Annotated in this window: 15 protein-coding genes; 10 read left to right on the plus strand and 5 right to left on the minus strand. The window is 66.6% G+C overall.

Features of this window, described 5'->3' with window-relative positions; translation table 11 throughout:
- The first annotated feature begins 91 nt into the window (after positions 1-91).
- The 4 genes from GTY96_RS03480 to GTY96_RS03495 are packed head-to-tail and all read left to right on the plus strand — an operon-like array spanning position 92 to position 4,885.
- A complete protein-coding gene (locus GTY96_RS03480) occupies positions 92-1,012 on the plus strand; it encodes a phosphoribosyltransferase-like protein (RefSeq protein WP_161663818.1) in 921 nt (306 codons plus the stop codon).
- Between the two features lie 29 nt (positions 1,013-1,041).
- On the plus strand, positions 1,042-2,892 hold the full coding sequence (locus tag GTY96_RS03485; RefSeq protein ID WP_456318754.1) for an ORC-CDC6 family AAA ATPase: 1,851 nt from the start codon (positions 1,042-1,044) through the stop codon (positions 2,890-2,892).
- Positions 2,889-3,815: a hypothetical protein gene (locus GTY96_RS03490; protein WP_161663819.1), complete on the plus strand. Its 927-nt coding sequence runs from the start codon at positions 2,889-2,891 to the stop codon at positions 3,813-3,815. The genes GTY96_RS03485 and GTY96_RS03490 overlap by 4 nt, the downstream gene beginning before the upstream one ends.
- Before the next feature lie 2 nt (positions 3,816-3,817).
- The gene (locus tag GTY96_RS03495) at positions 3,818-4,885 is read left to right on the plus strand and encodes an N-6 DNA methylase (protein WP_161663820.1); all 1,068 of its coding nucleotides are present in this window, start codon (positions 3,818-3,820) and stop codon (positions 4,883-4,885) included.
- 253 nt (positions 4,886-5,138) lie between these two features.
- Here the strand turns inward: GTY96_RS03495 and GTY96_RS03500 are convergent, their stop codons facing one another.
- Entirely contained in the window at positions 5,139-6,062 is a 924-nt protein-coding gene (locus GTY96_RS03500; protein WP_235685300.1) for an L-threonylcarbamoyladenylate synthase, read from the minus strand.
- Between the two features lie 68 nt (positions 6,063-6,130).
- Between GTY96_RS03500 and GTY96_RS03505 the strand changes: the two genes are divergently transcribed.
- The 5 genes from GTY96_RS03505 to GTY96_RS03525 all read left to right on the plus strand — a co-directional run bounded on the left by GTY96_RS03505 (position 6,131) and on the right by GTY96_RS03525 (position 12,406).
- A complete protein-coding gene (locus tag GTY96_RS03505; protein WP_161663822.1) occupies positions 6,131-7,549 on the plus strand; it encodes a TIGR01777 family oxidoreductase in 1,419 nt (472 codons plus the stop codon).
- 108 nt (positions 7,550-7,657) lie between these two features.
- Positions 7,658-8,584, plus strand: coding sequence for an ABC transporter ATP-binding protein (locus GTY96_RS03510; protein ID WP_161663823.1), 927 nt, complete (start codon positions 7,658-7,660; stop codon positions 8,582-8,584).
- Complete coding sequence (locus GTY96_RS03515) at positions 8,581-9,303, plus strand: ABC transporter permease (RefSeq protein WP_161663824.1); 723 nt, start codon at positions 8,581-8,583, stop codon at positions 9,301-9,303. Before GTY96_RS03510 ends, GTY96_RS03515 begins: the two co-directional genes overlap by 4 nt.
- Complete coding sequence (locus GTY96_RS03520) at positions 9,300-11,171, plus strand: motility-associated ABC transporter substrate-binding family protein (protein WP_161663825.1); 1,872 nt, start codon at positions 9,300-9,302, stop codon at positions 11,169-11,171. Before GTY96_RS03515 ends, GTY96_RS03520 begins: the two co-directional genes overlap by 4 nt.
- Positions 11,168-12,406, plus strand: a complete 1,239-nt coding sequence (locus GTY96_RS03525) for a hypothetical protein (RefSeq protein ID WP_161663826.1) — start codon at positions 11,168-11,170, stop codon at positions 12,404-12,406. Before GTY96_RS03520 ends, GTY96_RS03525 begins: the two co-directional genes overlap by 4 nt.
- 9 nt (positions 12,407-12,415) lie before the next feature.
- Here the strand turns inward: GTY96_RS03525 and GTY96_RS03530 are convergent, their stop codons facing one another.
- The 4 genes from GTY96_RS03530 to GTY96_RS03545 are packed head-to-tail and all read right to left on the minus strand — an operon-like array spanning position 12,416 to position 15,964.
- Positions 12,416-13,177 carry a GvpL/GvpF family gas vesicle protein gene (locus GTY96_RS03530; protein WP_143898489.1) on the minus strand — a complete coding sequence of 254 codons (762 nt, stop codon included), beginning with the start codon at positions 13,175-13,177 and terminating at the stop codon, positions 12,416-12,418.
- 39 nt (positions 13,178-13,216) lie between these two features.
- A complete protein-coding gene (locus GTY96_RS03535; RefSeq protein WP_143898491.1) occupies positions 13,217-13,627 on the minus strand; it encodes a response regulator in 411 nt (136 codons plus the stop codon).
- The gene (locus GTY96_RS03540; protein ID WP_161663827.1) at positions 13,624-15,741 is read right to left on the minus strand and encodes a PAS domain-containing sensor histidine kinase; all 2,118 of its coding nucleotides are present in this window, start codon (positions 15,739-15,741) and stop codon (positions 13,624-13,626) included. The genes GTY96_RS03535 and GTY96_RS03540 overlap by 4 nt, the downstream gene beginning before the upstream one ends.
- 4 nt (positions 15,742-15,745) lie before the next feature.
- On the minus strand, positions 15,746-15,964 hold the full coding sequence (locus tag GTY96_RS03545; protein ID WP_143898495.1) for a hypothetical protein: 219 nt from the start codon (positions 15,962-15,964) through the stop codon (positions 15,746-15,748).
- A gap of 226 nt (positions 15,965-16,190) precedes the next feature.
- On the opposite strand from GTY96_RS03545, the gene GTY96_RS03550 reads away from it, so the two are divergent.
- A complete protein-coding gene (locus GTY96_RS03550) occupies positions 16,191-17,705 on the plus strand; it encodes an FAD-dependent oxidoreductase (protein WP_161663828.1) in 1,515 nt (504 codons plus the stop codon).
- Positions 17,706-17,722 lie beyond the last annotated feature (17 nt).

Here is a 17,722-nt window from a genome sequence, read left to right on the forward strand (position 1 = left end):
GACCGGTAAAGTTGCCAAACTTAGAAGGACTGAGCGGAGCCTGCTGAAGGACCTAAACAGTCCGATGTAAGAATCAGAGGAACGGCAATCAATGAGACCAGACACCTTCGTCGAGAGCGTTATCGCGAGATGCGAAGCATTGAAAGCAGCACGGCTCTGGCATGGAGAACCCGCAATCAGGCCAAGAGCATGGCTTGAAAATTTTTCTCCAGCCGATCGGCTGATTGGTGCTGCAATCTTGAGTCAGTTTATTTTTATTGCTGATGCTCATGCCAATAAGATGATCACAGCGGCTTTCGGTCGTTTGGTGGAGCAGGTTGCCGTCGGGGCTACATCGGATGCAGAAAGAAGGCGGGTGCTGGATTCGTTTCTTGCTAACGCTGTCTTTACAAGGACAGAGGGCGAGGACCCGAATCCAACAGATTCAGGAAATATGTACTGCCGAAAAGTCCGGCAGGTGCTGCAGATTCCAGAGTCTCGTATTCTTGAGCCACATGATGCATTGCAGGCTGCGTGTTCCGGTGCGCCTGTTGTCTTTGTGGATGACTTTATTGGCTCGGGCAATCAAATGATTGAGACTTGGAAGAGGCCGTACAGGGCAGGTAGCTTGGGTTCGTTTGAAGATGCTTTTTCTGCGAATCCCTTTGATGTTCATTATCTATGCATAGTGGCGAGTTCGTATGGCATGAGTAGTCTCCGGGATGAGGCGGAGATGATTAGTGTTCATTGTGCTCACGAGCTTGATGAGGGCTACTCAGTGAGACGTATCGATGAGTCGCTGAGCTTGGCGGGTGTATCTCCTGTGTCTGGATCTGTCGAGGAATTTCTTGAGCGAGCAAGTCAGGGATTGATTTTGCCTGCGTATATGCGTACTGGAACGCAGTATAAGTATGGGTATCATGACTTGGCGTTAACGTTGGCCTTCGAGCATTCAGTTCCTGATGCGACGATCCCTATTATTTGGGCGCCGAGCAATTCATCTTCATGGGTCCCACTTTGTCCGAGGCGATAATGGATTCGACAAGAGCAGTCCTGTCAGACATGTTTGGCGACTATCGGGCCGAGTGGCGGCCTGATTTATTTGCAAGTCTTTTTATTCGACCAACGTATTTCGGAAATCTCGAGTCGAGAAAGCCCTGTGTCTTGGTTGGAGGTCGAGGAACGGGGAAGACAACCGCACTTAAATCTCTTCGTTATGACGCGACAGCTTCACGCCTTAGGCTTTCTGTGGGTGGGCGTCTTCCTTATCTCGGCGTGTACTTGCGCATAAATAAAAACAGAGTGCGTGCATTTCAGGGGGCGGGTCTCGATAAGGAGAGGTGGATTCGTCTGTTCTCGCATTACTTTAATCTTCTCGTTGTTTCTGAGTTCACACGCCTCTATTTGTGGCTTGTGGATAATGAGCATTGGCCAAGGCCCAATAGCGAGTCGCTGCGAGACGTGGCGGAGACCCTTGGACTCACGGGGGTGGATTCTCTAGAGGCCCTTGCGGGCATGTTGCGGAGTTCGCTTAATCTGCTTGAGCTGCATGTGAATAATATCGGCAAGTCCGAAGCGCCAGTCGTTTCTATGCCTGAGGCGCCAATCAGGGCGTTTGTTGATATGTTTATGCTTTGTCCGGAGCTGAATGGTAGGCATGTGTATTGTTGTGTTGATGAGTATGAGAATTTACTGGCGTTGCAGCAGGCCGTGGTTAATACGTACGTGAAGCACTGTGAGCTGCCTCTTTCGTACAAGGTCGGGGTTAGGCGATATGGCATTCGCAGTCGGCATACACTTGATGCGTCGGATCTGCTTCGGGCTCCGGAGGATTACGATGAGATAGATGTCTCTACTGAGGAGGGTGTTTTTGAGGGGTTTGCCCTGGAGATTGCTTCGATCCGACTGCGGAGAGCTAATGAACTTGGCGTTGCCGTTGACTCGGATATCGGAAATTTGCTGCTGGAATATTCGCGAAGAGAAGAGGCTCTTGTTCTTGGTGCGAGCGAAATATCTGAGCGAGTGATTGGAGAGCTTAGGGCGTTGGGGCGGCCAGAAGTTATAAAATGGGCAGAGGATCAGAGAAGAGAAGATCTCTACTTTCTCAGATATTGGGCCGAGGCTGGAGGCGAATCAATAGAAGAGCTTGCCCTGGATTGGATGGGAAATCCCGAGAGGTGGGTGGATCGTCTCAATAATTATGGATATGCCAGCTTGTTCTGGTTGTCCAAAGGGCGAAAGGGCGTCCGCATTCGGAAGTACTATTGCGGAATTAAGACGTTCCTGAGCTTGTCTTCAGGGAATATTCGATATTTCTTGGAACTCGTTGATGAGAGCATTCTTCGGCATTTTGCGGCTAGCCAGAATGAGAATGGCTCTCAGGTTCGTATCAGCCAGAGAGAGCAGACTGAGGCAGCCCGGACAGTTGCGAAAAGACGACTTGAGCAGCTTGAGGGGTTGAGCGAGCATGGTGCTGCGCTTAAGCGGCTAGTGCTTGGTTTGGGGAAGGTCTTCTTTGAGTTCGCCCGATCGCCTCAGGGGCACACTCCAGAGGTGAGTTCCTTTGTTCTTGGTGGCGACCAGGATAAGAAAAGCGAGCTTCTTCCCATTATGTATGACGGTGTTGGGCACCTGGCGCTAGAGGCCACTCCGCGAACAAAGGCTACGAGTGTCCTTGAGATGAAAGATGATGAGTTTCGCCTTCATCCTATATTTTGCCCGTTCTTTGAATTCTCGCACCGAAAGAAGCGCAGGGTAACTTTTAGGGCTGAGTGGCTCCTTCTGCTGGCTGGTGACGATCCGAGTAGTGCTATGTCTAACTTGTTGAGAGGGCGTGATGTGTCTAGTTCCGAGGAGTTGCCTGAGCAGTTGGCTATGTTCTCGGCATTCTATGAAGGAGGGGGGGAGCGATGAGTGCGCTGCACCAGGGGAGTTTGAAGACGAGAACGTTTTCGAGCTTGGGACTGGGGGATCTGTTGGAGCACCCGGTCTGTATTTATGCGGGGGCCGGACCGGACGAGCGAAGTGCTCTGTCTGTTTGGAAGGAGCGGGCGGCTCATTTTCCCGAAAAGTGTATTGCTGTTGTTAGGGAGAATGCTGATGAAATCGTAGTTTGTAGGAGTGGAGCGGAGTGGTCGGTTGCGCTTCGGGATGAAGAAGGGCTTTCCGCGCTCTTTCGAAACACATCTGGTGCTTATGTTGATATTTCTGGACTTAGTCATCATGTATGGGCGCCTGTTGTTCGGTCGGCATTGGGAGTGTGTAGCAACGTTTGGGCGATATATGCCGAGCCGCTTGGCTATAGGGTTCACCCTAGTCCGTCATCGTTCACTGTTTTTGATTTGAGTGATGGTTTTTCTGGTCTGTCTCCATTGCCTGGCTTTGCTAGGCTGGGGGGGCCGGAGGATGAGACCCAGGCTGTGTTTGTGCCGTTTTTGGGTTTCGAGGGAATGAGGGTGAAGTCGCTTGCTATGAGTCTCGATCCGATCCCCAAGACAATCCCTGTTGTTGGTTTACCAGGATATAGAGTGGAATTTCCGGCGCATGCTGTCGCGAGTAATCGTGATTTCTTGGAGGAGCAAAGGGCTTTAGGGGAGATAAGACTGGCGAGAGCAAGTTGCCCGTTTGAGGCGTATGATACGCTTGCTGAGATTCAGCGGGACTTTCCGGGAAGATATATGTACATAGCTCCTATTGGAACCAAACCCCAGGCTCTTGGGGCTGTGCTTTATGCGCTTGGGCATTCCGGGTCTTCTGAGTTAATGTATGACCACCCGAAGCGAAAACAAAATCGAAGTCGAGGGGTTGGTCGTGTTCATGTTTATTCGATCAAGTGAAAATGTCCGCATTGGCCGATAGGTACTATACTCCTGTTGATGTCGCTGAAAGATTGGCGATGGCGTTTAGGTGTTTTGACGTATCGGTCGTGATCGATCCTGCTTGTGGGGACGGGCGTCTTTTGGCTGCTGCTGCTAAGGTATTCCCCGCTGCATCTCTGCTGGGGATTGATGTGGACCGGTCGGCCATTAGAAAACTACGCCTCCGTCAACCATCATGGATTGTTTCGAATGCCAATATGCTGTCGCAGCAATCTCGGCGCAGGTCGGTGGTTGGTTCGACTGATTTGAAGTGTGACTTGGTTGTTGCTAATCCGCCTTTTAGTATGGGGCCTTCTAAGGGCTGTTTTTTTGAATATGGCGGTGGAGTTTTTAGGGCTAGTTTGGCGATGCGTTATTTGCTGGAGAGTGTGTTTTTTTTTAGACCGAGTGTTGGTTTTGCGGCAGTGCTTCCTGAGTCGTCGGCTTACTCTGTGATGGACGCAGAGGCCCGTGCTTGCCTTGACCAATTTTATTCTTGGGCGGTCGTTGAGCGACTTCCGAGGACTGCATTCGCTGGAACAAGGGCTCGGTCAATCCTTGTGATTGGCTGGAATAAAGGACGAATTGGCCCTCGTTTGGCGCGAACGTCGCTTGCGAAAAGAAAAACAATTGGTCATGAGAAATTGGTGCGCGGCGGATTGCCAATGCATGAGGCTCGCGAGTGGAAGTTTGGTATCCCGTTTCTTCATACTACTGCGCTCGTGCCTCTCGGAGCTGGAGGAGCCGGATTTTTGCCGCAGGTTTTTCCCATTGGCAGGGGGATCGTCATGGGTCCGGCAGTTGCTTTTCCTAGAATTGGTGAGATCGGTAAGGGACAAGTAGTGGTGATTCCGGCCGGCCTTCGTGTCCAGTTGTCTGATTGTGTTATGGCTGTTCGGGCGGATACAGCCTCGGATGCGGCGCGAATTCGAAAGACTATTCTTTCGAGATGGGATGGTTTTGCTGCTCTGTTTAAGGGTACTGGCGCTCGCTATGTTACGGTAGATAGGATGGTTGCGTGGCTTGATGAGCAGGTGTTGCTTGGGTAATGGCATCTGATATGTCGGAACAGAGTCGATGAGCAGGTGTGCTGGCCACGGCAGTATCGCTTCCGACGTTGACGGGCTTCATTCATGTGAGGCTGTTCAGAAGGCAAAGATGCTACAGCAGTCGTACTGGGCCTTTCCGAAGTGACAATGGCTCGTTGCGCAATTCGTTGCTGCGCGGAAACGATGCTGGCTGGGACGCCTGCGCATCACAGCAATAGAGTCGTCGACCGTGGGGTGCATTGGGTCCCGAGTTTTAGCGGGGGGCCGCCGCGCGGGACAGCCGGTCGCGCACGGCGATGCCCAGGCCGCTGGCGGCGGGCAGGCAGGCCACGAGCACGTCGTGGCCCTGTTCGTCCGCTTCCCGCAGCCGCGCATAGAGGACGCGCGCGGCCTCCGCCGGCTCCCCTGGAACGTCGAACCGCCGCACGTCCCCAGGCAATGACAGCGACGCGGGGCCCAGCACGCCCACGCGCAGTCCCTGGGCCCGCAGGGCCTCCACCCGCTGGAGTGCTTCCCCCGGCTCCGCCAGCACCACGCCCGCTCGCGGCGCGTAGTGCGAGGCGAGCGAACCCGACACGCGCACCGTGGAGGACGCGCGCACCGGCACCGCGCGCCCCAGCACGCGCTCCACGTCCTCCGTCGCCAGACCGCCAGGCCGGAGGATGGCCGGGGCTCCCGACGACAGGTCCACGATGGTCGACTCCACGCCCACCGTGGACGCGCCTCCGTCCAGCACCAGGTCCACGTCCGTGCCCAGGTCCCGCTGGACGTGCTCCGCCGTCGTCGGGCTCACCCTGCCGAAGCGGTTGGCGCTGGGCGCGGCCACGCCTCCGCCCAACTGGCGCAGCACCTCCAGCGCCACCGGATGTCCCGGCACGCGCAGCGCCACCGTGTCCTGGCCTCCCGTCACGGCGTCCGTCGCCCTCGCCGTGCGCGGCAGCACCAGGGTCAGCGGCCCCGGCCAGAACGCCCGCGCCAGGGCCTTCGCTTCGTCCGGCACCTCGCGGGCCCACGCGGACAGGTGCTCCGCGCCCGGGATGTGGACGATGAGCGGGTGGGTCGCGGGCCGGCCCTTGATGGCGAAGACGCGACGCACCGCCAGCTCGTCCTCGGCGTTGGCCGCGAGTCCGTAGACCGTTTCTGTTGGCAGGGCGATGACGCCACCGCGTCGCAGCAATTCGACTGCACGGTCGAGGAGGTCGGGATTAAGCATGCGCGGGTCGCACTGTCTCCCCAGGAGAAACCATGGGCAAGTCGCACGTTTTCGATGCGCGCAGCCAGATGCCTGTCCCCCCCGCCGACCTCTTCTCCTGGCACGCCCGCGAGGGAGCCTTCGAACGCCTGTCGCCCCCCTGGGAGACCGCCGAGGTCGTGGAGCGCACGGGCGACGGCATCCACCCCGGCGCTCGCGTCGTCGTGCGAATCCACCTGGGGCCCATCCCCCAGCGCCTGGTCGCCGAGCACACCGGCTATGTGGAGGGCGTGAGCTTCCAGGACACCCAGCGTGAAGGCCCCTTCGTGAAGTGGGTGCACGACCATCGCATGCTCCGCGCGGGCTCCCCGGACGCCTCCGTCCTGGAGGACGCCATCCAGTACGAGCTGCCCGTGGGGACGCTCGGGGACACCTTCGGCGGGGGCTACGCGCGCAAGCGCCTGGAGCGGATGTTCGCGTACCGCCACACGCTCACCCGCGCGGACCTGCGCCGTCACGCCGCCTTCGCGGACCAGGGCCCGCTCACCGTGGCCATTGGGGGCGCCTCCGGCCTGCTGGGGTCGGCGCTGTCGGCGTTCCTCACCACCGGCGGACACCGCGTGAAGCGGCTGGTGCGCGGCCGTGCGAACGCGGCGCGGGGCGACATCCCGTGGGCGCCCGACAAGGGCACCGTCGACGCGGCCGGGTTGGAGGGCGTGGACGCGGTGGTGCACCTGTCCGGCTCCAACGTGGGCGAGGGCCGCTGGACGCCCGAGCGCAAGGAGGAGATCCTCAAGAGCCGCACGGACAGCACCCGCCTGCTGTGCGAGACCCTGGCCCGCGCGAGCCGCAAGCCCCGCGTGCTCATCTGCGCCTCCGCCGTCGGCTTCTACGGCAACCGGGGCGACGCGGAGGTCACCGAGGCGTCCTCCTCCGGTGACGGCTTCCTCGCGGACGTCACGCGCCAGTGGGAGGCCTCCACCGCGGCGGCCGAGGCCGCGGGCATCCGCGTGGTGCACCTGCGCATCGGCGTGGTGCTGGACGCGCGGGGCGGGGCGCTCGCGAAGCTGGCGCTCGCGACCCAGGCGGGCGGCGGCGGCCCGGTCGCCTCCGGCAAGCAGTGGCTGAGCTGGGTGGCGCTGGAGGACGTGCTGGGCCTCATCCAGCTGTCCCTCTTCACGCCGTCCATCCGGGGCCCCCTCAACGCGGTGTCCCCGAACGCGGTGCGACAGGGCGAGCTGGCGAAGGTGCTCGGCCGGGTGCTCCACCGTCCCGCCGTCTTCCCGCTGCCCGCCGCCGTGGTGAAGACCGTGTTTGGCGAGATGGGGGAGGAGACCCTGCTCTCCAGCACCCACGCCCTGCCCACCGTCGCGCAGGCCCACCGCTTCCCGTTCCTCTTCCCCGACCTGGAGGGCGCGCTGCGCTTCACGCTGGGCCGCACCACCGACGGCGCGGAATACCGCCACGGGTGAGCCCGTTGGGGCGGCGCCTGTCGTTCGCGGTGGCGCGGCCCGTGCTTGACACTCCTCGGGAGGGGCGACAGAAGAGCGCCGCTTCCCCCCTCGCGTCGAGGAGTCCTGATGATCCAGGTCGAAGGGCTGACGAAGTTCTACGGCGAGCACGCGGCCATCCGGGACCTGGCCTTCACCATTGGCCAGGGCGAGGTCATCGGCTTCCTGGGCCTCAATGGCGCCGGCAAGTCGACGACGCTCAAGATTCTCGGGTGCGTGCTGCTGCCCACCTCGGGCCGCGTCGTCATTGACGGGCACGACGTGGTGAACCAGTCCCACGAGGTGCGCCAGCGCATCGGCTACCTGCCGGACGTCCCCCCGGTCTACGACGAGATGACGGTGGGCGAGTACCTGGCCTACGTCGCCCGGCTGCGCGACGTGCCGGCGAAGGCCACCGCCACCCACGTGGGCGAGGCCGAGGAGAAGACCGGCCTGCGCGACGTGCACGGCGAGGTCATCTCCACGCTGAGCCACGGCTACCGCCAGCGCGTGGGGCTGGCGCAGGCGCTGGTGCACCGGCCCGCGCTGCTCATCCTCGATGAGCCCACCAGCGGCCTGGACCCGCTGCAGATCGTGGAGATGCGCGACGTCATCCGGGGACTGAAGGGCGCGCACACGGTGCTGGTGTCCAGCCACATCCTCCCGGAGATCTCCCAGACGTGTGACCGGCTGCTCATCATCCACAAGGGCGCGCTGCTGGCGCAGGGCAGCGAGGAGGAGCTGTCGCGCAGCCTGGGCGGGCCGTCCATCGTGCTGGAGGTGCGGGGCGACCGGGCGCGGGCGGTGGAGGCGCTCCAGGGGTTTGGCGCGGTGGAGGTGCGGGAAGGGGAGGGCGGCGTGCTGGGGATGAAGGTCGCGGCGCCGCCGGACCTGCGGCCGCAGGTGGCGCGGGCGGTGGTGGGCGCGGGCCTGGAGCTCTTGCGGCTGGACGCGAACGAGGGACAGCTGGAGGCGCTCTTCCTGCGCCTGACGCATGGACAGGAGGTGCGGGCGTGAAGGCGCTCCTGATTGCCCGCCGCGAGCTGGCCGGCTACCTGCGCACGCTCAGCGGCTACGTCATCCTGGCCATCCTGCTCGCGGTGAACGGGCTGTTCTTCAACGCGTATGCGTTGGGCGGCGCGAGCAAGCGCTCCGCGGAGGTGCTGTCCGGCTTCTTCTACTACTCCAGCGGCTTCACCATCGTGGCGGCCATCCTGGTCTCCATGCGGCTGCTCGCGGAGGAGCGTCAGACGGGCACGCTGCCGTTGCTCTACGCGTCGCCCGTGCGGGACCGGGACATCGTGCTGGGCAAGTTCCTGGCGGGGCTCGCCTTCCTGGCGCTCTACCTGGTGCTCACGCTCTACATGCCGCTGCTGGTGCTGGTGAACGGCAAGGTGTCCTTCGGGCACGTGGCGGCGGGCTACCTGGGCCTGCTCTTGCTCGGCGGTGCTTCGCTGGCGGTGGGGACGTTCGGCTCGTCGCTCGCGAAGAACCAGCTGCTCGCGGCCATCTTCTCCGCGGTGATGCTGGTGGCGCTCATCCTGTGCTGGCTGCTCGCGCGCATCACCGAGCAGCCCCTGGCGGATGTCTTCAGCGCGATGTCGCTGTGGAACCAGCACTACCCCCCGTTCCAGACAGGGCTCATCCACGTGCGGGACGTCGTCTACTACCTGTGCGTCACCTACGTGGCGCTGTTCGCGGCGACACGGGTGTTGGAAGCGCGGAGGTGGCGATGAGCACGCCGGCTTCGTTCGGGACCGGGCTCGCGGCGACGGGGGCGTTCGTCGCGGGGCTCGTCGCTGTCTTCATCGCGGAGCGGGTGCTGGGGGCGGGCTCCGGCCGCGTGGCCCTGGCCGCGCTGGGCGTGGGGGTCGCCGTGGCCGCGACCGCGTGGCGCGTGGTGCGGATGCTCGCGGCGCCCGTGGCCCGGCGCACGCTGGAGCGGTGGGTGCTCACGCTCTACGGCCTGGGGCTGCTGGCGCTGGCGCTCTACTTCGTGAGGGGGGACGTGGGGACGGCGCTGGTGGGTGAGCCGCTTTCGCGCTCCTCGCCGCGGCTTTCGGGCGTGCTGTCGGTGCTGTTCCCGGCGCTGCTGCTGTGCGCGCTGGTGCCGCTGGCGATGGTGGAGGCGGCGCTGGTGGCGATGGCGCGCGCGCCGGTGCCGGAGACGGGGCGGGTTCGCAGCGCGCTGTTCTCCGGCCTGGGCGTGGCGTTCGCCGTGGTGTTCGCGTTCGCGGCGACGTACGTGGCCACGGAGGCGGATGCCAGTTGGGACCTGTCGTATTTCCGGACCGCGAAGCCGGGCGAGGCGACGCGCAAGCTGGTGCGCGGCCTCAACGAGCCCCTCCAGGTGACGGTCTTCTTTCCTCCCGCCAACGAGGTGGGCGAGGCGGTGCGGCAGTACTTCCGCGACCTGTCGCCGGAGAGTCCGCGGCTGGGGTTGGAGGTGTTGGACCAGGCGGTGGAGCCCGCGCGTGGCAAGGCGCTGGGGGTCAGCAACAACGGCTCGGTGGTGCTGGCGCGGGGCGACCGCAAGGAGATCCTGACGCTGGGCCTGGATCCGGAGCGTGCGCGAGGACAGCTCCAGCGGCTGGACGCGGAGGTGCAGCGGCGGCTCTTGGCGGTGGCGAAGCCCCGCCGCATCGTCTACCTCACGGGCGGCCATGGAGAGCGCGCCGACACGCGGCCCGTCCCTGGAGAGGCGGTGCGGCCTTCGGTGGCGCAGCTCAAGGAGCTGCTGCGCGCGCAGAACGTGGACGTGCGCACGCTCACGGTGGCGGAGGGGTTGGGGACGGAGGTGCCACGGGACGCGTCCCTGGTGGCGGTGTTGGGGCCCACGCATGCGCTGCTTCCGGAAGAGGTCGCGGCGCTGCGCGAGTACTGGGAGCGAGGGGGGCGGCTGTGGATCGCGCTGGAGCCGGATGGCGCTGGGCTGGAGCCGTTGCTCCGGCCGCTGGGGCTCCGGTCGTTGCGCGTGCCGCTGGCGAACGACCGCGTGTTCTTCCGCGCCACGCGGCAGCAGAGCGACCGGGGCAACCTGGGCACGGCGAACTTCTCGTCGCACCCGTCGGTGACGTCGCTGTCCGCGCTGGGGTCGCAGGGCGCGGTGGCGTTCCTGGGCGCGGTGGCGTTGGAGCCGGTGACGCCGCCCGTGCCCGGGGTGATGCTGGACACGAGCGTGCGCGCGCACCCGGAGACGTTCGCGGACGCCAACGGGGACTTCGAGCCCGGGCCCGGGGAGGTCACGAAGGCGTGGCCGCTGGTGGTGGCGGTGGAGCGGCCGGCGCCGGAGGGAAAGCCCGCGTCGCGCGCGGTGGTGATGGCGGACGCGGACGCGGTGGGTGACGGCATCCTGGGCAACGTGGGCAACGCCTATCTCGCGGTGGACACGCTGCGCTGGCTCTCCGGGGAGGAGGCGCTGTCCGGCGTGACGACGAGCGAAGAGGACGTGCCGATCCAGCACACGCGCTCGCAGGACGTCGCGTGGTTCTACGCGACGGTCTTCGGGGTCCCGGTGGCGGTGCTGGCGGTGGGGTTCTTCGTGACGCGGCGGCGGGGACGGCGCGCGCCCCGGAGCGCGGCGGTGGCGGGAGGTGCGCGATGAAGGCTCGCGACGTGGCGGTGCAGGGAGTGCTGGCGGGGGTGGCGCTCGTGGCCGCGTTCTTCGTGTGGCAGCGCGAGCCGTCCCGTGCGCCAGGGGAGGTGACGGTGGAGGACGCGCAGGCGCGCTCGCTCGACCGCCTCCGGTACGACGAGGAGACGCGCTTCGTGGAGTTGAGCCGTGACCCGAGGGACCCCGAGACCATCTGGGTCCGTCTGGGCAACAAGCCCGCGAAGCCTGTCACCGGCCCTGCGGGCGTGAATGCGGGGGCGCTCGCCACCGCGTCCGGTGCCGCCGAAGGAGCCGCGCTGGATGCGGGAGCCCCCGGCCGCGCGCCGTTCGACGCGGGCTCCCTCGCGCAAGTCAGCGCGGGCGGTCCCGCGGGTGCTTCCGATGCGGGGGCTCATGCTCACGCGAACGCGGGAACGCTCGCGGGTGACACTGAAACAGGTGACCACGCTCACGCGAACGCGGGACCGCCCGCGAGTGCCGCGGCGGCGGGTGCATTCTCCGCCCCTGTGCCTCCGCCCCGCGAGCTGCGCGGCAATGACGTGGCGCTGAAGCTGTTCTCCCGCCTCGCGCCGCTGCGCGCGCAGCGGGACCTGGGCGTGATGGATGCGACGAAGCTGGGCGAGATCGGCCTCGCGAGCACGGAGCGCGGCCTGACGCTCACGCTGGACGGCACCCCGAAGTCGTTCCGCCTCGCCGCGCCCGTGTCGGGCTGGGGCGCGCCCTACCTTCAGCGCGTGTCCGACGGCCGCGTCTTCCTCCTGGGCCCTTCGCTGCTTCCGGACCTGGAGGCCGCCAGCAGCCGGCTCGTGGATCGCCGCATGCACACCTTCGACGTGGATGGCTTCGACCGCGTGATCATCTCCGCCGGATCCACGTCCCGGGCCTTCCTCGCCAGCGGCAAGCCCCCGGGCGCCGTACAGCTCACACCCGTGTCCGCCCCCGGCACCCCGGATGAGTTCGCCCGCAACTGGCATGACCGCCTGTGGCGCCTCACCCCCGTGGAGCTGCTGGGCCGGGGCGAGTCCCCTCCCGGCCTGCCCTCCGCGCCCGCCTTCCGCGTGGAGTACCAGCGCGGCGACAAGCCCGTGGGTGAGCTCGCCATGGCCAAGGCGCCCGATGGCTCGTGGTACGCGCGCACGGAGTTCACCCCGGGATGGACGCGCATGGGGGGCGGCCTGGAGCCCCTCGCCGAGGAGGCCCTGAAGCTCACCGCGCCCCCGCGCTGAGGCGCTACGTCACGGCGTCTCGGGGCCGGCCTGCTCCACGTCCAGCCGCACGTCCACGAAGCTGTAGGCCGGCCACGGCCCGGTGAAGCGGAACGTGTACGCGTCCAGCCGCGCCACCAGCGACTGCAACCGCGCCTCGAACGCGGCCACCCGGGTCCGGTCCACCAGGAAGGCCGCGTTGAGGATCATCCGCTCGCCCAGCGGCGGCGCCTCGTGCGTGGCCTCCGCCAGCGGACACAGCCCGACCCTCAGCCCGTTCAGGTCCCGCGTGGTGCACTCGCGCAGCGCCACTTCCAGCCGCTGCTCGTGGTCCTCCTCGGGCTCGTCGTCCCTGCGCGCGAGCCCCGGCGTCTCCGCCACCAGCCGCCGCGTCAGCGCGTCGCCGTGGCAGAGCACCTTCAGCCCCAGCTCCACGCGCCCCTCCAGCGCCGACAGCGCCCGGGTCAGCGGGGCGCGCGCCACGCGCAGCAGCTCCCGCACCCGCGCCTCCGAAGGCAGCACCGTGCCGAAGGCCACGGGCACCAGCGTGTGCTCGCGCAGCACGGCCTCCGTCACGCGCTGGTGCATCAGCAGGTGCGTTCGCGTGGGCACCACCCGCAGGCCGCCCGCGTCGGACACCAGCGCCGCGAGCCCGCCTTCGCGGACCACGCGCACCGGCGACGTGCCCAGCCCCGCCACGGATGGCTCCCAGCCGCCGTCCCCGCGCACGATTCCGTAGAGGTAGTGCGCTCGCCCCTCCCGCGACGACTCCGCATGGGTCTTCGCCGTCATGACGTGCCTGCCTCCCTGCTGCTTCGGAGATGCTTCGGCTCAGCGCGCCGGCGGTACCCCCCGCCGGGCGATCATCTTCTTCACCTGGTCCACCAGCGCGTCCGGCAGGCACGGCTTGGTGACGTACGCATCACACCCGGCCTCGTTCGCGTCCTCCGAGTGCCCCTTCAGGGCATGGCCGGTGAGCGCCACCACCGGGATGGCCTTCGTGCGCGCGTCGCGCTTCAGCCGGCGCGTCGCCTCCCAGCCGTCCATCACCGGCAGCGACAGGTCCATCAGGATGACGTCCGGCACCAGCTCGAACGCCTTGTCCAGCGCCTCCTGGCCGTTCTTCGCCTCCGCGACGCGGAAGCCGGAGAACTCCAGGTACTCCGCGTACATCTCCCGGGCATCCTGGTAGTCGTCCACCACCAGCACGAGCGGCTTTTGTTTTTCCGGGGTGTTCGTCATGTCCGTCTCGCACGTCTTGGAAAGTGCAGGGTGAAGGTCGAACCCTGGCCCGGGGCGCTCTGGAGGGAGACGCGTCCCCCCAGCATCGTGGCCAGACGACGGCAGATGGACAGGCCCAGGCCCGTGCCCCCATAGGCTCGCGTGGGGGAGCTGTCCACCTGCTGGAAGTCCTCGAAGATCTTCTCCTGGTTCGACACGTCGATGCCGATGCCTGTGTCCTTCACGGAGATGGCCACCGTGCTGGTGGCGCTCTGATACTCCGCCGCCACGCGCACGCCGCCCTCATGCGTGAACTTCAGCGCGTTGGACAACAGGTTGAGGACGATCTGCTTCACCTTCTGTCGGTCGCTCCACACGCCCGGCAACCCTTCATCCAGGTGCGTCTCCACCGTCAGCTTGCTGCGCGCGATGATGGGGTCCATCTCCGCCATCACCTCCTGCAGGAGCTCCGGGATGCCGAAGTCCGTCAGGTGCAGGGGCATCCGCCCCGCCTCGATGCGGGTGATGTCCAAGATCTCGTTGATGACCTCCAGCAGGTGCCGCCCGTTGGAGTCGATGCGCGTGAGGTTGCGGCGCTGCGGCGGCGTCATCTCCCCGGACACGTTCTGGAGCAGCATGTTCGTGTAGCCGAGGATGGCGTTGAGCGGCGTGCGGAACTCATGCGACATGTTGGCCAGGAACTGCGACTTGGCCGCGCTCGCCTGCTCCAACTGGATGGCCTGCCGGCGCAGCAGCTCGTTCTGCTCCGCCAGCTCCGCCGTGGCGGACTGCACGCGCGCCTCCAGCTCGCTGGAGACCTCCTTCACGCGCTCCAGCAGCCGCGCCCGCTCCAGCACCTCCGTGCGGTCGTGGAACACGGTGACGATGCCCGTCAGCTCGCCCCCGTCCCCCAGCACCTTGTTGGCCATGGCCTCCATGGGCACGGGGGCGCCGGTGGCCGGCTCGTCCAGCGTCAGCTGGCTCTTCCAGCGCGACACGCCCGCGTTGACGGGGCCCAGCAGGTTGGCCAGGAACGACGCGAAGAGCGCGGCGTTGGCGCGCACCCGGCGCTCGGTGGCCTCGCTCGAAGGGCCCTCCTCGTGGGGCCACGCGAAGAGCCGCTCGGCCGGGTCGTTCATCATCACCATTCCGCCCGCCGGGTCGGTCAGGATGATGGGGTCCGCCACGGAGTCCAGCACCCGGTCCAGCCGGTGGCGCTCGCTGCGCGCCTCGCGCTCGGTGGCGCGCAGCCGCCGGTAGCTCTCCCCCAGGGCCTGCGTGGCGCGGCCCAGGTCCGTCACGTTGCGCAGCACGCTCACCACCACCGAGGGCCCGTCCGGCGCCAGCACCGGCGTGGTGACCAGCTCGAAGAGCAGGTCCATCCCCTCCAGCGGATCCACCAGCGGCACCTCGCGCCGGTGCACCGTGGTGCCTCCGCCCTGCGCGAGCGTCTCCCGGAACAGCCGTTGGTTGACCTCCACCGCCCGCGCGCGGCCGGGGCTCGCGTCCGGCCCCGCGACCAGCAGGGCCTCCGCGCGGCCGTTGGCGAAGAGCAGCGTGCCCTCCGCGTCCGTCAGCAGCACCGGATCCGACACCGCGTTGATGACCCGGCGCAGCAGCCGGTCCGGCTCCGGCCGGCGCGGCGCCCGGGCGTCCGCCGCCACCCACCGGGCCATCAGCGGCCCCGCGCAGGACGCCACCCACGCCACGTCCTGCGGCACGAGCGGACCCGGCACCCCCACCACCAGCAGCGCCACGGCGGGCGACCCCGCCCGGCCCAGCGGCACCGCCAGGAAGCCACCCGGAATCACCACGCCCTCCAGCGCGTCCGCCCCCAGCCACCGCGCCCCGGGCCGGGTGCGGAAGGACGACAGGGGCGAGGCGGGCGCGTCCCAGGCCCTGGCGAGCGCGGCCTGCTGCGAGCCCGTCAGTCCCTCACTGGCCAGGCACGCGGAGCCATTGCCCCCATCCCCGGGGCCCAGGCAGGCGACCGCCGCGCTGGACCGCCGCGCGAGCCACTCCACCATCGCCCGTGCGCAGGCGACGGCGGACTCGCAGGCGAGCAGGTGCTCGGCGAGCACGAGGCGCGCCCCGGGTTCGGCTTCGGCGGGGGGCAGCGGGGCTGGAGACGCCACGACCTTACGCTCCGGGAGAGGGTGGACGCGGGGGTGGGCCGCGCTCCAGCGAGTCTGCGGTGCGGACCTCCGAAAATGCCACCACGATGCGCGCCTCCTCCTCCATGGGAGCGGCGCCGCCCAGGGCCGCCAGGGCCCGCGCGTCGAAGCGCAGCCCCCGGTCCAGCAGGCGGTCCAGGACGTCCACCAGGCTGGCGCCTCCAGCCACGCGTTCCACGGGCATTCGAATCGCGCTCCTTGAGCCCGCCCGGCGCGGACCCTCAGGTCACCCCGCGGTTCTAACGCGCTGGGGTCCGTGCACCCCAGCGCCTCCGCCGCCCAGCCCCTGACTTGCCAACACCCGGGGCCGGCCTCTGTTGGGTCGCGCACACCCCATGCTGGGCAGCCGGGCGGGCGGGTCGCGGCGGCCGTGGCTTATGCCCTGGAGGGCGGGTTCCTAGCCTTCCTCCATGAATGACGAGCGGCTCCACAAATCCCTTTGGACGGTGACGGCGCCGCCCCGGAACTTTCCCGTCCTGCCAGGGGACCTGGACGTGGACGTGGCCATCATCGGCGGGGGCGTCGCGGGGCTGACGACCGCCTGGCTGCTCAAGCGTGCCGGCAAGAAGGTGGCGGTGCTGGAGATGCACCGCATCCTCTCCGGACAGACGGGGCAGACGACGGCGCACCTCACGGAGTTGCTGGACACGCCGTACACCGCGCTGCTCAAGGACTTCGGCGACAAGGGCGCCCACCTGGCCGCGTCCTCCAGCCGGGCCGCCATCGAGCAGATCGCCTCGACGGTGGAGACGCTCTCCATCGACTGTGGCTTCACCCGCGTGCCTGCCTTCAAGTTCGCGGAGACGGAGGCGGAGCTGCGCGACCTCCTGCACGAGGTGGCCGCCGCGCGGCGGGTGGGGCTGTTGGCCTCCTTCAACCGGAGCGTGCCGCTGCCGTTCCCGGTGAAGGGCGCGCTGCGCGTGGAGGATCAGGCGCTGCTGCACCCGCGAGCGTACCTGCTCGCGCTGGCGGACCGCGTCCCGGGCGACGGCAGCCACCTGTTCGAGCAGAGCAAGGTCGTGGACATCCATGACGGCACGCCCTGCCGCGTCGTCACCGAGCACGGCACCGTGACGGCGCGGGCCGTGGTGGAGGCCACCACCACGCCGCTCAACCGCGTGGCCCTGCACACCCGGCTCTATCCCTACCGCACCTACGCGGTGGCGGCCCCGCTGGACGGCCCGCTGGAGCCGGGCCAGTACTTCGACAGCCGCGACCCGTACCACTACATCCGCACGCAGCGGGTGGCCGGCGTGCCGTACGTCATCGTGGGGGGCGAGGACCACAAGGTCGGCGCCCACGAGGACACCGCCGCGCGCTTCGCCACGCTGGAGGCCTACGCCCGCGCGCGGTTCCCGCTGAAGCGCGTCACCCACCGCTGGTCGGGCCAGGTCATCGAGCCCGCGGACGGTCTGCCCTCCATCGGCCGGAACGTGGGCAGCCGCCACGTGTACGTGGCCACGGGCTTCTCCGGCACGGGGATGACGTTCGGCACGCTCGCGGGCATGGTGCTGTCGGACCTCATCCTGGGCCAGGAGAACCCCTACGCCGCGCTGTATGCCCCGGGCCGCTTGAAGCCCCGGGCGGGCGCGAAGGACTTCATCCAGGAGAACGCGGACGTCGCCTTCCGCTTCGTCGCGGACCGGCTGTCCAAGCCCGACGGGCGGCACCTGAAGGACCTGGCGCCAGGGGAGGGGCGGATCCTCGAGGTGGACGGCCGCAAGGTGGCCGTGTACCGCGACGACGAAGGCACCGCGCACGCCGTGTCCCCGGTGTGCACGCACCTGGGCTGCCACGTGCACTGGAACAACGCGGAGCGCTCCTGGGACTGCCCGTGCCATGGAGGCCGCTTCAGCCCCACCGGCCGCGTGCTCAACGGTCCCGCGGTGAGCGACCTGCCGTCGCGCAAGCTGCCCGTGAAGTGAGAAGTGCATGCGGGTGG

The organism is Corallococcus silvisoli (genome assembly GCF_009909145.1).
Lineage (GTDB): Bacteria > Myxococcota > Myxococcia > Myxococcales > Myxococcaceae > Corallococcus > Corallococcus silvisoli.